Raw genomic sequence first — 16,812 nt, forward strand, 5'->3', positions numbered from 1 at the left:
GGTATCGGTTATGTCAGTTGCACAAATCTACCTGGACAGTCAAGGATATCGTTCTATTGCCAAGTTATATGTGAATGATTTCGATAAAGACGGCCATTCGGATATTCTGGTCTGGCGAAAAATGTATGAATCCCGTTTAGTCGGAGAGCTGCTATCAGGATTTAAACTAAACAGCCAACTGTATGGTCATTATGCATTGATCGATGGTGAGTATCACTTGCAACAGACAGACGAAGCCACGATCCAAGGCTGGCTATCTGCCAACGAGCTCACCTGGCAAAAAGGCTATCCCTCCAGCAGTGAATGCCAAGGTCATGAAGGCGAACTGATTCCAGAGATGCACGATCCGTTATTGAATGATCCGGATGTGTTGAAATAGATATCTGATGTTTTTGTCTGGCGAGCGGTTATGAAACGGGAGGCTCGTGCTTCCCATTTGGGTATTACCAGCGCTGAATTTCAGTTGTGCTTGGATGGTTTACTTCATTAAGTGTCGGCATTCACTGTGCCATTTATTGCTGTCTTATCCCGTCATCTGCTGGTTTCAAATTTTCATCGTGAGTTTGTGTCTTAATGTAAGAAGGTAAGCAATTTGCGATATTCTGATTTTATTTTCCCATTACATGTTATTTGGCTGGTTAATGTATCAATAGTAATTGTGATAACTCTATTTGGGGTTACCTGAAAACTGGTTCAAAAGAACCTGTCCTGGATATGGAGAATCAGGGTCCAATTGTCTGTGTTTTGTGTGTTTTTTGACCAACAAAAATAGATGAAAATACTGGTTGAATATTCAGTGGTATGGCATTAGCATGGCATCTCCTCATTGGACGACAAACTAAGGAAAGTACTGATGATAAAGAGTCGCATCTCTGGTCTTTTCACTATTCCACGTTTACTTCTATTTACCTCTGCTTTCCAGCTGGCCGGATATGGTGCAGCTGCTGGCAATCGCGTTGATTATGATATCGATGATGATGGCCTGATTGAGATCAACGATCTCGCTGATCTGAACGAAATCCGCAACGATATGACCGGTCGTAGCCTTTATGGTGACAACGTCGGTTGTGCCCAGAATGGTTGCCGGGGGTTTGAACTAACTACCAGCCTGAATTTCGATACCAATGCTGACGGCGTATTTGATGAGCATGATGAGTACTGGAATGATGGCTTCGGCTGGGTACCTATCGGTGAACGTGATCAGCGTTTCAGGGCTGTGTTTGAAGGTAATGGGTATTCCATTAATAACCTTGTCATCAATCGCCCTGAGAGCAGTTATGTCGGGTTGTTCGGTTACATCACCGATGCCTCAATCCATCATTTGAGCCTTTCGGGTGATCTTACCCATATTGCTGGCGGCGGATATGTTGGAGGCCTTGTTGGGTCTTCATACTTATCAGCTATTTTGGCGGCAGATGTGCAAGGAACTGTCAGTGGCCAGGGATTGTACGTTGGTGGTCTGGTTGGCGCTTTCAGTCGTGGATCAATTGTCCAGAGCCATTCAGATTCAACCGTCAGCTCAAGGTTTCACTATGTCGGAGGTCTGATCGGTGTTGGCAGTCAGGAAACCATGATTCGTGATAGCTATTCGACGGGATCAGTGACAGGTGGCTACTATGTCGGTGGTCTCATTGGTAAATGCCTGAATACAGAAGTGCTAGCCAGCTATTCCACTGGGTCAGTTCGCGGAAAAAGACAATACGTTGGCGGGTTGATTGGCAAAGCCATCTCTGCAACGAGTGTGACGGCGAGTTATTCCACGGCGACGGTGCACGGCTCCGGAAACTATGTGGGAGGTCTGCTGGGTGATGCCAATGATCTGACGTTGACGGCTTCGTACAGTGCCGGCACTGTTATCGGTTCAGGAGAATACGTTGGTGGCCTGTCAGGTTATGCAATTGCCTCGACAGTGACTGGCAGCTATTGGGCGGATGACAGCATGACCGTTGAAGAACTGTTGGGTGGTAGCGACAACGTCAGTCTCTCTCATTCACAGACAGTCACCCTGAATGAGTTGAAATGCCCTGTCAGCGCCAACGATGTCATCTGTGCCAATGGTGTGTCGTTGTATTCGGATTGGGATCGTTATGTCTATACCAATTCACAAGGACAATTGGTTCGGTACTGGAACTTCGGTTCAGTGGAACAGTTACCGGCTCTGGTTTTGAACGGTGTGGTGCACCGTGATACCGATAACGATGGTATCTGGGACGATATTGATGCGTTTCCTGAAGACCCTTCTGAATCTGTCGATACCGACGGCGATGGTATCGGAGATAATGCCGATCAGGATATCGATGGTGATGGTATCAATAATGACCTTGATGCGTTCCCCTATGATGCAACAGAAAACACCGATACGGATCATGATGGTATTGGCGACAATGCCGATGACGATATTGACGGTGACAGCATCCTGAATGCTGAAGATGTTGATCAGGACAACGACGGGCTGATCGAGCTGTATTCGCTGGATGATCTCGATGCCATGCGCGATGACTTGCTGGGACGCACTTTATCAGGTAATGGTTTGGGGTGCCCCGAAACCGGCTGTAATGGCTATGAGTTGATGAGAGATCTGGATTTCGACAGCAACCGGGATGGTGTCATCAACAGACTTGATCAATATTGGAATGACGGCAAAGGGTGGCAACCCATCGCTCAGCACGACAGTTTCTCTGCAACCTTCGATGGCAATGATCATCATATCGATAACCTCTATATCGCCAGATCGCATGAAGACAACATTGGTTTGTTCGGGCACGTAAAAGGTGCCCATATCCGTCATGTTGGCTTGGGAGGTGAGTTGATGCATGTGGCTGGTCGTATGGAGGTTGGAGGACTTGTTGGTTATGCATCTTCTGATTCGATCGTGTCTGACAGTTATTCAGCTGGAGTCGTCGTTGCCAGTGATAAAACAAACCCATTCAATAGTAATCATTATAACACCGGTGGCCTGGTAGGAACGTTATTCAGTCATAGCCAGATTATCAGAAGCTATGGTGCCGGTTCGGTGTCAGGTGCCACCAATGTCGGTGGTCTGGTTGGCCAGGTCTACGCCGATAGCCTGGTGTTGGAGAGTTATTCGACTGCACAGGTTGAAGGTGAAATAGCCGTAGGTGGTTTGGTTGGACAATCATACTCAGACAGCCGATTGGTTGGAAGCTATGCCATGGCGTCGGTCAACGGTGAAAGCAATGTAGGTGGTCTGCTTGGCAGCAGTTTCAGTGGTAATGAGATAACCGGCTGCTTCGCCGGTGGTCAGGTGTCGGGTAATTCCTCTATCGGTGGTCTGGTTGGAATGCTTGATGTTTCCGGTAAGGTGACGGCCAGTTTCTCTACCGCCCGGGTAGAGGGACGAAGCTATGGCGTAGGAGGGTTGGTTGGCTCGACTTCCCGCAAGGGCAATGTGATTTCGGGTAGCTATGCCGTTGGCCGCGTTCAGGGTGGATATACCCGGGGCGGAATAGCAGGGTCCGTCAGTGGTGATACCTTGTTGAACAACTATTGGGCGCTGGACGGAACCGGTCAACAAACGCCAGCTAGTGGTTCATTGGCCTCAGGTAGTGTGAATGTGGGCGCTACCTTGAACCAGTTGCGATGCCCTGAAAGCCCGGACAATACATCCTGTGCCAGTGACACATTGTATTCCGGCTGGGCAGATTACCGTTATACCGATGCCTCCGGTCATGAGGTTGTTATTTGGGATTTCGGTAACGCCAATCAATTACCTGGTATCAATATTAACGGCATTGTTTACCGCGACAGCGATCTTGATGGTGTCCTCGATCATAACGATGCTTTCCCCTATGACGTCGCAGAATCTGTTGATCACGATGGTGATGGAATTGGCGACAACGCCGATACCGATGATGATAACGATGGTGTGGAAGATGCGCTGGATGCCTTACCGCTGGATCCGGCTGAGACATCGGATTCGGATCATGACGGTATTGGTGATAACGCCGATTTTTACCCCTACGATTATGATAACGATGGCTTAACGGACGAAACCGATCCCTATCCTCATGATTATGATAACGATGGGGTTGACGATGAGTTGGATGTCTTTCCATTTGATGCCAGTGAGTGGCTCGATTCCGATGGTGATGGTCAGGGTGACAATGCCGATCTTGATGATGACAACGACGGTGTTGCTGATAGCGATGATGCCTTTCCGCTGGATAGCACCGGGACAAGACTGGAAGACAGTGTCGATAAAAATGGCAACGGCCTGATCGAAATATCATCTCTGGACGATCTCGATGCCATGCGTAACAGCCCTTATGGTGTCAGTTTGCGCGGTGTCAGCGCGGGTTGTCCGCTGACACATTGTTATGGTTTCGAACTGACCGACAATCTGGATTTTGACAGTAACCAAGATGGCCTGCTGGACTTTAATGACTGGAACCATGGTCTTGATTGGAGCCCTATCGGCGGTGAGAGCGATTATCCGTTCAGTGCTGTCTTTGATGGTCAGGGATATCAGATCCGTAACCTTCATATTGCAGGTGCTTATGTCAATGAAGCGGGTCTGTTTGGCACTATTGATCATGCCACTATCCGTCACCTGGGGTTAACGGGTGATTTGATGAGCATAAACACCCCAAATGCGTACAGAACAGGAAGTATAGCCGGCCAGGCACGTGCTTCTGTGATGACGGCGGTATATTCAAGTGGGGCCATAACGGGAGGCACAACCGTTGGAGGTCTGGTAGGTGATAGTTTCGATACCATCATTACCGCGAGCTATGTCAGTGGTTCTGTCACCGGGTCAGATGGCGTCGGTGGAGTAATAGGAGTTGGTTTTAACTCGACGATTGAGGGGAGTTATGTAACGGCAGCGATTACGGCGAACAATGCTGGTAGTTTGCTAGGATCTTATGGAGGAAGTATGGCCATCCGTAATAGTTATTGGGCGACTGATACTACAACACAAGCTTCTGTTGCCGTTGATGAACCGGCAGATATTTCTGAGACTAAAGGTGTCAGCCTGACTGAACTTAAATGTCCGGTCATGGCCAATGGCAAGGGCTGTGGTATTGAGACCATCTTTGTGGGCTGGGATCAATATACCGATCAGGATGATGATGGCAACACGGTAGAATACTGGGATTTTGGCAGCAGCGAGGATTTACCCGGTCTGCTGCTAAATGGCCAAACCTTCCGGCCAGTTCTCTGAACGGATTAACCCAGCATAAATAGTTGTTGGGTTAATTACTCGCTGTGAAAATTTTTTGAAACCCCACTCAGTGGGGTTTTTTATTGGCTATAGATCGCCGGTTGAATATCTGCCAGCACATTAAACATTTGTTGTATGTGTTTGGCGGAAAGTCCATAAGAGATAATTTCAACACGTCGGCTGTAAGATGTTTTACCGAAGCGTGTATAAGGCTCCAGATAATACGCCACGGTCAATGGTGTATCATGAAGTGGTCCTCTTGGGGCAGAATAGGTGAGCGTGTAATCGCCTTTCTCAACCGATATTTTGGCATTGGACAGAACGCTGAAGTCGGCCAATGTGATCTGGGTTTTTGGCGGGCCGCCATTTCGATCATCCCTCTGGATCAGTTGATAGGTATCGTACTTCTGATACATCTTCATCAGATAATCATTAAAGTCGTCCCAAAACCGGTTTCCAGTCATAAACATATTGGTGCCAGTGGACCATTCACTCAAGGCCAGAGCCAATGGTTTGAGTCTGTCTTCGGTCGGTTGCGCGAACATGGATGACAGGGTCCTGATTTCCTGGCTCTTCTGGTCATATGTCAGCGATGGTGGCAGCGGTTTTTCCTGAATGACATGCAGAAATGTTTGATAGTTTTTCCAGATGCGATAGCGAGCTATATCATCCAGCAGTGTGGCACTTAACTGTTCTGCTTTACTGGTACGAATACTATCGTCATCTAATAATTTCAGGGTCTCGCCAATATAGGTTTGCAGTTCTGTCCATTCCTGCTGATAGATAGCGTCATCACTGTCGAGTACTCCACTGGGGTATTCATGCCGTCCTTGAGCTAACTGACCTGCTTTTTGCAAATGCTCTTCGTAGCCCGCCTGTGCACCAAGCGTGTCAATCAACCAGTATACAGAGACACCAATACAGGCGAGTGCCAGAATTTTTTGACCGCCAGTGTGTTTGTTTGATGTGTTATGTTGGTCTGGCAGCCAGAACAGGACTGCCAGGCCAGCATAGCTCAACAACCCCAGATATCCATATTGGCTGTCATAGCCTTTGCTCTCGGCATATAAAAAACAACCCCTCAGCAGTATTCCGTGGATCAGCAAATACGGCCATATGCCGAGATCCACATAACCCAGCATGAAAATGATATTGCCTTGCAGAAACTCATCAATGGTCCCGAAGAGTAATGTCAGCGCAGCGGCTGCACCCAGCCAGAGAGAGGCTCTTTTGCGTTCCTTCTGTTGTTCCATATCCTGCTGCGAAAAACTGCTGGTTTTTGGTTCGGTCGCATCCAGTTCTGCCAGCAATCGATTGATATATTTTTCGACAATAATTCCACAGCTTCCACACTCTCCATTCACGATCTGACCGGAATGACATTTTGGGCATTTCTTGCTGACTTTAAGACGTAACAACTCCATCTTTTTGCGTTGTACGGCATCTTCATCCGATTGAGGGGAATTTGCTAGTTTGCTGCCTTCTATGACCTCCCCAATCGCACCGCATTGTTCGAATGCAGCCTGGTAAGCATGGGCCATTTCGAGACTGATATCGCGCCGGACAAATTGATGCGTGCGTGATAACAGCGGCAGGGCATCTGACAAGGGAATGCCAAACAGATGAGCCAAAGCGCCAGCCACCTGAGTGTGGGTAAAACCCTCTTTCACACTTCCCTGATAAATAAACTGGCAGTCATTCATACCCAATGTGACCTCAATACACTGATCGCAAAAAGGACCAACAGATTTTCATCCTGTCTGGAATTATTAGCTGTTGCGATTCGTACGGCTGGTACAGGTTCCAGATAAATAATCGCTCTGACCTGATTCTGCTTATCCAGAATACAGGTGCCTTCTTCGGTAAACTGCTCGACACTTTGGACAGTAACCCGTTTTCTGAAAAGACCGCCAATGAATTTAAACCACGGCAGATAATCCGTAATGGTTGATAAGCCGGCATTATCAACCAGATCTTTTTGGATATCCTCGGCAAGCTCATCATGAAGAAACGCAGTGGTATATCCCTTGTCCCAATTGAACAGAGGTTTCTCGTCTTCGCTGGTCATTGTGGCAATAGAGCTTCGCCGCTCGACTGTCGCCACCGTCTGGTTTTTAATCAGAACATGATAACTTTTCATCCCAATCAATGGGCGTAGCTGCTCCGCCAGAAAATAAGTTTCCTGATTACCTTTGTCGGTTAACTGATACAAACTTAAAGGCTGCAAGAGTCTGGGCAATATAAAGGCACAGAAAATAAGAGTACCAATGCCAAGTAAGGTTGCGGCTCCCTGCCAACTAAACAGCTGACTGGTCAGACGGACAAAATAGAGTTCTGAAACATAGCCAGCTATCAGCAGACCAGTAATTAATAGCATCGGTTGCCAGAAGTAATTACAGGAACGCAGGGATTTTTTCTGGCGGCTTTCGATACTCTTTAAATCAGATTGATCCGGCTTACTCAACAGAGTTGGCTGTATGAGCTGATCGTCAAACACAAAGGTCTGCCATTTGGTGGATGTTTTAACAAGCTCAATGCCTGCATCAAAACAGGCCTTATTCAACTCCAGGGTCTTCGTTGTTTCCAGTCCGCACTGTAACAACAATGCCGCCATTTTGGTCACCGTTGCCAGAGACGCCTGCTTTTTGACAACGACTTTTTTTCCGGAAAGCATGGCATCCACATGCGCAGGTTTGATGCCGGTTTGTCGCAGTTTTTCCGCGACCTGTTCTTTTGAGTGTCCCTCTACGGTCATTCCATTGGTTGAAAGCATCCAGGTTTCCAATATCCCTGCTCCTGTTAACGACGATGACGCTTCAGCGCGGTCACCAGATTGACGATGATCAAGACACCTGATAGACCAAAAAAAGCCACCGGCCAGACAGGCGTGGCTTCATCGATATTCATATACGATGTCGGTATGGTGGCAATGGCACCTGCCAGAAAGCAAACAGTCGCTGCCAGCTGAATCAAAGACAGCTTCCTGTAATGTTGAATTAACATGATTATCATACTCAAAAAATCAGCGGGCCTGATTAATACTATGGCATCCGGGTTGCAGTGTACCCAATATTCCTGAAAAGGGTAGCACTGAGGAGCTCATACCCAAAACATAGAATCACAAAGCGGAGATGGATGCACAGTCGTCTGGATTTGTTACAAAACTATACCGGCATCAGCATGACGGCCCTTGCAAGTTCAACACTCCAGACTATTTAATATTTTTGATGAGTTAGTGCTTACTCATTGAAATAGCGTTGTAAAACTCAGATGACCGTTAGGTATGACCTGTTGAAGAAAGCCTTGGATCATTGGACCGGATCAGCATTAACACCGCCAAGGTCATGTTAAAGGCACTCGCATCTGGCTCGCCTGAATTACTTCAGTACGCGTTACATGTTAAAAAGTGACCCGGCCAGTACCAGTACCTCGACGAATTTTGATTATTGGATGAAGATCAAAGAAAAGACCCAGACGATGACCGGCATGAGTGGTTATTTACCGTATGTGACATATATTTGGGTTGGGGAGAGAGGTTTGGATATTAACGGCGATGGAGACACAGAAGATACACTGGCAGATGATCCGCGAACAGAAGCAGAAGGTGATGCGGTGAATGAGGCTCAGGAGCCTGCCTGGTGTTTTAAGTATGGGGAGGAAGAGTGGATGGCGGGTATTGTGTTTTCAGACGCACATGATGAATCAGAAAGATTTGCTTATGGACGAGAAAGAGAAGGCGATATAGATCGAAGGATGGATTGTCAATGAACAAAATCAGGTTATTACGAACGTTAATTTTCATCTGTCTATACATGATAGGAATCTTGGATACGTACGCTTACGCAGATATCAGGCTTGAGGTTGGTACAAAAAATCGAGACCTATCGGGATTCCCTCAAGAGCAAAAATTCAAAATATGGGATTTGGAGGATATAGCTATTGCGAAAGATATTGAAAGTCTACGAACTATTATTGCATATTTGCCCGTTGCAGATAGTGAAGAGAAATATGTATTGAGTAAGAAGCAGTCTATAGCTGGTATTAATCTAAATCAAAAGACTGTAAGTGGTCCATGGCCCTTAACCCGCTGGTCTCCTGAAATCACCAATCCAATCGTCAAAAATCTCTACCGCCCTTCTCCAGAATGGATTGATTCTTCAGGTTGGGATCCTTTGGTTGATGAAAATTACCTTCAGGAAATAGAAGGGGAGACTTACTATCTGGGTTGTCTGAACATGATGCCATTGCGCTATGGTGACATAGACGGCGATGGACAGAATGAACTGGTGCTGTTTCTGGGGGCTTTCGACTATAAGCGGGATATGGTGGTCTTTTCGCCAGAGCGTCAGCGTATTACCTTTTCCATGCGTTATGCACTGCAGGACTTTATTTCCTTTCCTGGCTCCAAACATCAATATATTCAACGGACCCGTCAGAGAGGCAACAATATTGGTGTTCGTACCTATGCCAAAGCGTTTGTGGGTAATTTTGATGGTGATGACTTTCTGGATATTTTAGTCTGGCGCAAGCGTTATGAAAGCCGTGATGCTTCAGACGGTGTTTCAGGATTCAGGCTGACAGCACAAACTTGGCAACATTTTGAACGTGATCTGACGGCCCAAGCTGCCAGCGAAACCGACATCACCGGTGAATACCTACCACAGGACACAAGCGAAATAACGATTCAGGGCTGGCTATCAGCCAACGAACTCACCTGGCAAAAAGGTTATCCCTCCACAAGTGAATGCCAAGATCATGAAGGTGAAGTGATTCCCGAGATGCACGACCCGTTATTGAATGATCCGGATGTGTTGAAATAGCCATTTTTTATTGCCTGGCTAATCATTAAAAAATGGGAAGCGAATGCTTCCCTTTTTTGTATCCGGAGACCAGAGGCAGTCTGGGTTTCCCTCAGCGAGTTTGTAAACACAGCACTCAGTCTATACGATCGGTAGATAACGCCAGGCGGTGGGTGTTCATAATTTAATCAAAGGCTATTAACATTGGTTACGTTGGGTGTCCTGTTGTACTTGTGACGATGGAATTTGAAAGTGCTGTGGACGCTCTGGCAGAGTTTGAAGAATTAGAGGTGGAGTAATAGTAATGACGATTGAAATAGCAAAGCCAGATTTAAGTTTTACAGAAGAACCTGAGTGGATACGTCAGAGAGAACTGCAGTGGGAAATATATTGCGAGAATCAATATGCTGAGAAAAGGAAAAATGATCTCATAGCTTTACAAAGGTATTTCTTTAGTGGTGAACTTGCAATGCCCAAAGATTATGGTAGAGGGCAAAAATCGTTCCTGAGGGCAATGATTGATGAATATCCGTTAAAAACCCTCGAAGGCTGGGATTATGTAATCTATCAATATGGGGGGTTTGATCGTAGTAAACAGGAATTTACCGATTTATTGGAGTATCTCGTGCTGAACACTCTAACATCTCGTGGCTGGAGCGTCGAAGAGGAACTACGGTTGTGGGAGCACTTTTTACCAGAAACCTACTTGCCGATAGTACAGTCGTCTGTCGCAACTAAAAGGTATGGTGAGCCTCTCAGCGGTAAATTGTCTACAAGGTCAGTAATAGAACATTTTTTTGGCAGTATAAAAAACTTGCTTGAAGGTATTTCAGATATCTCTCCAAAGTACCTTTATAAAGTGGATTTTTTAATATCAGCCATTCAAGTCGTTACAGAACATGATTTGGATACGGTGAATCGTTTGCGTTTCAAACTGAACCTGCTATTCGAGATATTGCTTCAATTTAAGGATTCGCCTTCTTTACCTTATTTGGAACAGATCAAAGGCTTTATAAGCCAGTTTGTACTTGCTATGAATACTCGTGAATTTGAGCCTGTTGTCACAACGATGTGGGAAGCAGCCCAAAAAAAACATAGTTGAATCAGTTCGGTTGTAAGAATGTACATTAATTTAAAATGCTGCCGAAATATTTAGATGAGAAAAGATTCCAGAACGATAACCCCTTTGAAATTCGCTCCGGTAATCCAAGACTCTGGCAACAAGTCAAGCAGGAGAACAGCTAGTGGAACTCACAGTCAGAATTAAAGGCCATAACAAATCCGAACAAAAGCAGCTAGTGCAGCAAATGCTGGATCTGCTTGTTGAGGGGCATGTTGGAGCGAAACTGGAGAATTTTGTTACCGAACATTTTCCTCAAGCGGAAGAAGCATTAGAAAAAATGCTGGATGCCTTCGAAGAGCAAAGCGGTATGAATCTGGAATTGCATGAGTTTTATCCTGGCACGGATGGTAAATTCCTGCTGTGTTTTCTAGGTGGCTATCAACTTGAAGATATAGTTCCAAAGATTGTTTGCTGGTTGGAACTCTGTGGTATCAGCGATATTCAAGTGGAACAGAGCTGGGTTTAGTGTATTTATTTTTACCGGCACTCGAACATGGGATTTCATGGTTTTTTGACTGCTTTAGTGTGCTTTATCAGGACACCCATTTAAAACACTTTAAAATAAAAAAAACGAAACAAGGCAACGATGATTCGCGACTACCTTGCAAAAAAACCGAATGAATCAAGTTTACTACAGAACCAAACTATATACATCTTGTTCCAAATCAAACAAAAATATAGTTCTGGCTGACCTGGAGGCGTAGCCGGCGATTTGAGGAGCCAAGCTTTTAAGTAGGATGCTTGATGGCGTGATATGAAATCAGGTCGCCAACAAATTTGGTGGAGTTCGGCTTAACTGAAAATAATCTCTGACTTTCTCAAACGACGACCTCTGCCCGGCAAAACACCTGAACTGTTTTTCAAACTGCCGTGCTAATTGTTGCCATTGTTGACCGGAAATATTCAGGCGGGTCAGAATGGGAGGAAGTGATTCTGCAATAAATCCACGTTTGTCTTCCCGAATCGCTCTGCCGGTCCAATCCACCAATTCCAGGTAATCACTTAATTTGAAGGGCAAACCTTCGGGCATGTCTGCGCTGGGATTGCCAACAAAAGGGAGTAAATCACCGGGTTGTTTGGATGCCTTGGCGCAAGGTTTCCGGTGTTTCAGCCATGCTGGCTCGAATGGGATTCAGATCCACATACGCCATACAGGCGGCTAAGGCCTGTTCGTCAAGTAATGCTTGAGACTTAAACCTGCCCTCCCAGAAACGACCGGTACAGCGATCTTCGGCATTGGCACGCCGGGCGATACCTTCATTCAGCACCGCCATAAACCGACTGATGGAGGTCAGGGTTTCCCGCCACTGGGCCACTAAGGCTTCAAACGCCTGCTGTTCTGCCGGTGAGAAGGCATCACCTTTCAGAAACCGGTGGCTGAGTGGTGAGCCTTTGTACAGACGATGCCAGCGCATCACAATGTCTTCTGCGGACCATTGCCGGCTTTGGAGCACATTGATATGCAGCACCACATGGACATGGTTAGACATGACGGCATAAGCGCAGATATCGATGGCGAATATCTCACCCAGCCACAACAGTCTATCCTCAACCCACTGGCGGCGATGTTCGTAGCTAATCTGAGTGAGGGCATCAACTCCACACAGAAACGCCCGACGGACACAACGGGAAACACAATGATAATAAGGCGTGGCTTCAAGTGAGATTTGCGACTTCCTTGATCGGGTCATGATCATACATCCTTATACTGATATATATACAGTATCGAATAATGCCGGCTGTTGACGTGAATATCAATAGTTAAGGTGGGTGTCCTGTTATACTGCGAATCAGGACGGTACTGCGATCCCGGAAGCGTTGGCTGATTATGGGTTTACAGGACGGGTTGCTTACAGCGCCAGTGCCCACGAACTTCAGGATGCCAGTCAGGTGGGCACCGCCCGATTCAGCATCAAACCCGGCACCCATGCCCAGGTGATTCGGCTGCCGGGTCAGAATTGGGGCAACCAGCATTTTTACGTGCAGGCGTTTGGTGTGCCGTATGGCGAATACCAGGATTTTGCGCTGGGGAGTCAGAGCCGGGGATTGGACTCGGATAACCTGAGTGGTGTGGCTGAGAATGCATATCGACCGAAGCGGTTCGTGCCGGTGAAAGTGCCGGTGTATGACGAAGAAGCCAGTTTGCTGCAGGAGCAATCCTATCTGATACAAAAACGTCAGCGAGAAGAAGCCGGTGTAAGCTTAGATGGCATGATCAAGCCAAGTCCTCTATATAAATGGTACTTTCGGCCAGAATATCAGTTTTCTGTCTATGACTTTGAAATGGGGTCGATCAATCTAGTGCAAACTGACCAAAATGATCCAGACATTGAGCATTATATTGATATACAGGACATTCCCGATCCTAAGATAACGGGGTCAGACATATTAGAGGTTATCTATAGCTTGCAAGGTGGTGTGGAAAATACCCGCTTGCCCTCTTATGCAGATCAAACGCTGATTCTGAGCATAGGTCAGCAGGAATACAGTATCAATTTGACGGAAAATGGTGCTATCCGGATTGATGATCTGGAGTATCTCAATCAATTGGGCTCCGACGACTATTTAACGATCAGTCTGTATACCAATGAAGATGCTGGCAATATTTTATGGGATTATGCATTTGGTCGTAATGGTTTGCATGCTTACTACAAAATTTCTGGCACACTGACAGAAATGCTACCGTTACCAGACAAAATCAACTTGAGCGACACAGAGCAGGGTGAGAAAGTAAGGACATTGGGAGGTATGCGCTTGAAATACCGTTACCAGCCACCGTTAAAACCAAGTTCAAACGGAATCAGTGATGAGTATGTTAATGTCGAGAAGCTTGAATGGTCGTTCGATCACGCAGGATGGTACTGCTATGTGGATGGCGTGCGCTACGATGACATACTGTATCCGTGTCATTACTATGAAGCCAATCAGGTGTTTACCCAAACCACAACCAATCCGTTGCCGCAGACGAGTCTGCCGGCCGACTGGTCAGTGTGGTGGGAGCCGGCGGCTGGTGATGCAAACCAGCAAGAAGCGCTATGGCGAAGTAATCTAGACATTATTGGCCGTTTTCAGGCGACGTTGACTGGTATGGATGATTCAGTTGAAAGGTTTGTGGTGAAAACCCGGACCATTGGGCCGAGTTCCCGTGAAGACATGAAAGGATGGGATGTTGCGATGTTAGAGGAGCTGTTATGGCAACTCGGATTAAGCCCTCAAAAAGGCCGTGCTGCTTCGGGTAATGAAGGAGCACGTATTAAATCCAATCGTAATGACAACGCTACGACAGTGACAACGAAACCGTGCAGCGGCACCACCCAGGAACGGGATCAGTTCATCAAAGGCTGGGTGGGTTGTACCAATGGGCGGGTCGCGACCGAAGGGCTGGTGCGGCGGTTCCAGGGTCGGAGCTTTGATGAAAATAATCTTGCTGGCAATCAAAATTCGACCGGTGTGGACGGTTGGGCAGGTAATGATACGTATGAACAGTTATATCGTGTGTGGCGCCATTACTCGTCGGCTACTGCGTCGACCTCTAAATCTGTTTTCCGGTTAAACGACATACCCGGCGCTTGGTGGTCCATTACCGAAAGATTGTTAGACGAAGGAGGGGAGATCCCCTATCTACGGGCCACCGGTTATCGTCTGGATGCGACCTATACGGACGAGATTCACCGTGCCATCACTGCAAATTTTCCGGCCGACGCTCAGGGATTGACCCGTGCGGATATATTGAAAGCCTGGATGCAACAGGAAAGTGGTGGTGCCTTCTGGGGAACCAATCAGAAGGGTTATCAGGCAACACCCTATCGCATCAACGAGGGGGGCGGTTCAGAGGAAAAAGGAAGCATGGGCTTCAACCAGATTGTCTGGCAGCGTACGTATGGGCCTGAACATGACTGCGATAGTATCCGAGGTTATGTCACCCGGGGTGGTGTGGAGGTCAGCAATGTCAATCAGTATTATCCACGTGATAATTTATTCTCATTCGTGGCAGCGATTGCTGATGATGCATGCACATATACCCGGGGCCTGTACAATGCATATGTTAGTGATTCCAACCGTTTTTATCAGACGGCCATTACTGCGCCACAAAGACCATTCAAATATTGTTACGAAACACGCAATCACGCTGCTACGAGCAGCTGTGCCAGGAACCATACAACCTGGAGGGCCTTTATCGATGACCACGATAGTGGTTTGAATTTGCTGGGTAAAGGCATTATCGCCTATAACCATGGCACAGGAGATCTGGCCGGTCTGAATTACTTCAGTACGCGTTACATGTTGAAAAGCGATCCAGCCAGTACCAGTACCTCGACGAATTTTGATTATTGGATGAAGATCAAAGAAAAGACCCAGACGATGACCGGCATGAGTGGTTATTTACCGTATGTGACATATATTTGGGTTGGGGAGAGAGGTTTGGATATTAACGGCGATGGAGACACAGAAGATACACTGGCAGATGATCCGCGAACAGAAGCAGAAGGTGATGCGGTGAATGAGGCTCAGGAGCCTGCCTGGTGTTTTAAGTATGGGGAGGAAGAGTGGATTAGTCCGGGCTTTACGGTTCCAGATCCATTAGATCCGAATAATAGGGTTCCTGCTCGGTTTAATGATTACAGAGATAGAGCTGAAAATAATGAAGATTTTAGAATTGATTGTAATTAAGGATATATTTATGAAGCTCTTAAGGATTGGAAAATTTGCTTTGTTTTGCCTTGCTTTGCTTTGTGCATTAAGAACATACGCACAAGAAAATATAACTAGCCTAAAGAAAGGTTTCAATCGTACAGACATTCCATCTACTCTTAAAAAAGCTATGTGGAATGCTTCTAATGGTCCATTTATAGCAGATAGCGCTATTGAAATAGATAGTAGTAATGTGTATTTCTGGCTATTCAGAGCTGGCTCAATTAATAAATTTAATCTGAGTAGTGGTGCAAATATTCCAGGCTGGCCTCTAACCCGCTGGCTTCCTGAAATCACCGATCCGGTCATCAAAGATCTCTATCGCCCTGGCCCCACTTGGGTTGACAATTCCTCTGACTGGGATCCTCTGGTGAATGAAAACTACCTTCAGGAGAATGAAGAAGGTGCTCAATATATGGGTTGCCTGACCTCGATTCCATTGCGATATGGTGATGTGGAAAATGATCAGCAAAAAGAGTTGGTACTATTTTTAGGTGCGTTTGAGTATAAACAGGATCTGGTGATTTTTTCGCCGGATCGTCAGCGTATTATCTTTTCCATGCGTTATGCGTTGCAGGATTTTATTTCCTTTCCGGGTTCCAAACATCAATATATTCAACGGACCCGTCAGAGAGACAATAATATTGGGGTCAGGGTATATGCCAAGGCATTTTTCGGTCAGTTTGACGGAGATGAATTCCCGGATATAGTGGTTTGGCGCAAGCGTTATGAAAGTCGGGAAGCCTCTGACAGTGTCTCAGGGTTTGGGTTGTACAAGCAAACCTGGCAGCACTTTGAACGTGATCTGACGGCCCAAGCTGCCAGTGAAACCGGCATTACCGGTGAATACCTGCCACAGGACACAAGCGAATCCATGATCCAAGGCTGGCTATCAGCCAACGAACTCACCTGGCAAAAAGGCTATCCCTCCACCAGTGAATGCCAAGATCATGAAGGTGAACTGATTCCCGAGATGCACGACCCGTTATTGAATGATCCGGATGTGTTGAAATAGC

13 protein-coding genes are annotated in these 16,812 nt (G+C 46.6%); 8 read left to right on the forward strand and 5 right to left on the reverse strand.

Annotated features, from left to right (window positions below; all coding sequences use genetic code 11):
* Positions 1-10 precede the first annotated feature (10 nt).
* Both YC6258_RS03500 and YC6258_RS03505 read left to right on the forward strand, forming a co-directional pair.
* Positions 11-379 carry a hypothetical protein gene (locus YC6258_RS03500; RefSeq protein WP_044615821.1) on the forward strand — a complete coding sequence of 123 codons (369 nt, stop codon included), beginning with the start codon at positions 11-13 and terminating at the stop codon, positions 377-379.
* A 474-nt stretch (positions 380-853) separates the two neighbouring features.
* On the forward strand, positions 854-5,182 hold the full coding sequence (locus YC6258_RS03505; RefSeq protein ID WP_044615822.1) for a thrombospondin type 3 repeat-containing protein: 4,329 nt from the start codon (positions 854-856) through the stop codon (positions 5,180-5,182).
* Positions 5,183-5,262: 80 nt separating this feature from the next.
* Here YC6258_RS03505 and YC6258_RS26970 read toward each other — a convergent pair whose 3' ends face one another.
* Genes YC6258_RS26970 through YC6258_RS30125 form a run of 3 tightly spaced genes read right to left on the reverse strand, consistent with a single transcriptional unit; the run spans position 5,263 to position 8,155 of the window.
* Positions 5,263-6,885: a hypothetical protein gene (locus tag YC6258_RS26970; RefSeq protein ID WP_052830031.1), complete on the reverse strand. Its 1,623-nt coding sequence runs from the start codon at positions 6,883-6,885 to the stop codon at positions 5,263-5,265.
* A complete protein-coding gene (locus YC6258_RS03515) occupies positions 6,882-7,955 on the reverse strand; it encodes a hypothetical protein (RefSeq protein ID WP_144407548.1) in 1,074 nt (357 codons plus the stop codon). Before YC6258_RS03515 ends, YC6258_RS26970 begins: the two co-directional genes overlap by 4 nt.
* A gap of 26 nt (positions 7,956-7,981) precedes the next feature.
* Positions 7,982-8,155: a hypothetical protein gene (locus YC6258_RS30125; RefSeq protein ID WP_169748924.1), complete on the reverse strand. Its 174-nt coding sequence runs from the start codon at positions 8,153-8,155 to the stop codon at positions 7,982-7,984.
* A gap of 477 nt (positions 8,156-8,632) precedes the next feature.
* On the opposite strand from YC6258_RS30125, the gene YC6258_RS03520 reads away from it, so the two are divergent.
* From YC6258_RS03520 to YC6258_RS03535, 4 genes are all read left to right on the forward strand, one after another.
* Complete coding sequence (locus YC6258_RS03520; RefSeq protein ID WP_144407549.1) at positions 8,633-8,950, forward strand: hypothetical protein; 318 nt, start codon at positions 8,633-8,635, stop codon at positions 8,948-8,950.
* Positions 8,947-10,002, forward strand: coding sequence for a hypothetical protein (locus tag YC6258_RS03525; RefSeq protein ID WP_044615825.1), 1,056 nt, complete (start codon positions 8,947-8,949; stop codon positions 10,000-10,002). Before YC6258_RS03520 ends, YC6258_RS03525 begins: the two co-directional genes overlap by 4 nt.
* A gap of 283 nt (positions 10,003-10,285) precedes the next feature.
* On the forward strand, positions 10,286-11,083 hold the full coding sequence (locus YC6258_RS03530) for a hypothetical protein (RefSeq protein WP_044615826.1): 798 nt from the start codon (positions 10,286-10,288) through the stop codon (positions 11,081-11,083).
* A 142-nt stretch (positions 11,084-11,225) separates the two neighbouring features.
* A complete protein-coding gene (locus YC6258_RS03535; RefSeq protein WP_044615827.1) occupies positions 11,226-11,570 on the forward strand; it encodes a hypothetical protein in 345 nt (114 codons plus the stop codon).
* Positions 11,571-11,864: 294 nt separating this feature from the next.
* Here the strand turns inward: YC6258_RS03535 and YC6258_RS29490 are convergent, their stop codons facing one another.
* Both YC6258_RS29490 and YC6258_RS29495 read right to left on the reverse strand, forming a co-directional pair.
* A complete protein-coding gene (locus YC6258_RS29490; protein WP_052830032.1) occupies positions 11,865-12,134 on the reverse strand; it encodes a hypothetical protein in 270 nt (89 codons plus the stop codon).
* 34 nt (positions 12,135-12,168) lie between these two features.
* Positions 12,169-12,795, reverse strand: a complete 627-nt coding sequence (locus YC6258_RS29495) for a transposase (protein WP_052830033.1) — start codon at positions 12,793-12,795, stop codon at positions 12,169-12,171.
* A gap of 79 nt (positions 12,796-12,874) precedes the next feature.
* On the opposite strand from YC6258_RS29495, the gene YC6258_RS03545 reads away from it, so the two are divergent.
* Positions 12,875-15,775: a hypothetical protein gene (locus YC6258_RS03545; RefSeq protein ID WP_044615828.1), complete on the forward strand. Its 2,901-nt coding sequence runs from the start codon at positions 12,875-12,877 to the stop codon at positions 15,773-15,775.
* Complete coding sequence (locus tag YC6258_RS03550) at positions 15,747-16,811, forward strand: hypothetical protein (RefSeq protein WP_144407550.1); 1,065 nt, start codon at positions 15,747-15,749, stop codon at positions 16,809-16,811. The genes YC6258_RS03545 and YC6258_RS03550 overlap by 29 nt, the downstream gene beginning before the upstream one ends.
* Position 16,812 lies beyond the last annotated feature (1 nt).

The organism is Gynuella sunshinyii YC6258 (genome assembly GCF_000940805.1).
Taxonomy (GTDB): domain Bacteria; phylum Pseudomonadota; class Gammaproteobacteria; order Pseudomonadales; family Natronospirillaceae; genus Gynuella; species Gynuella sunshinyii.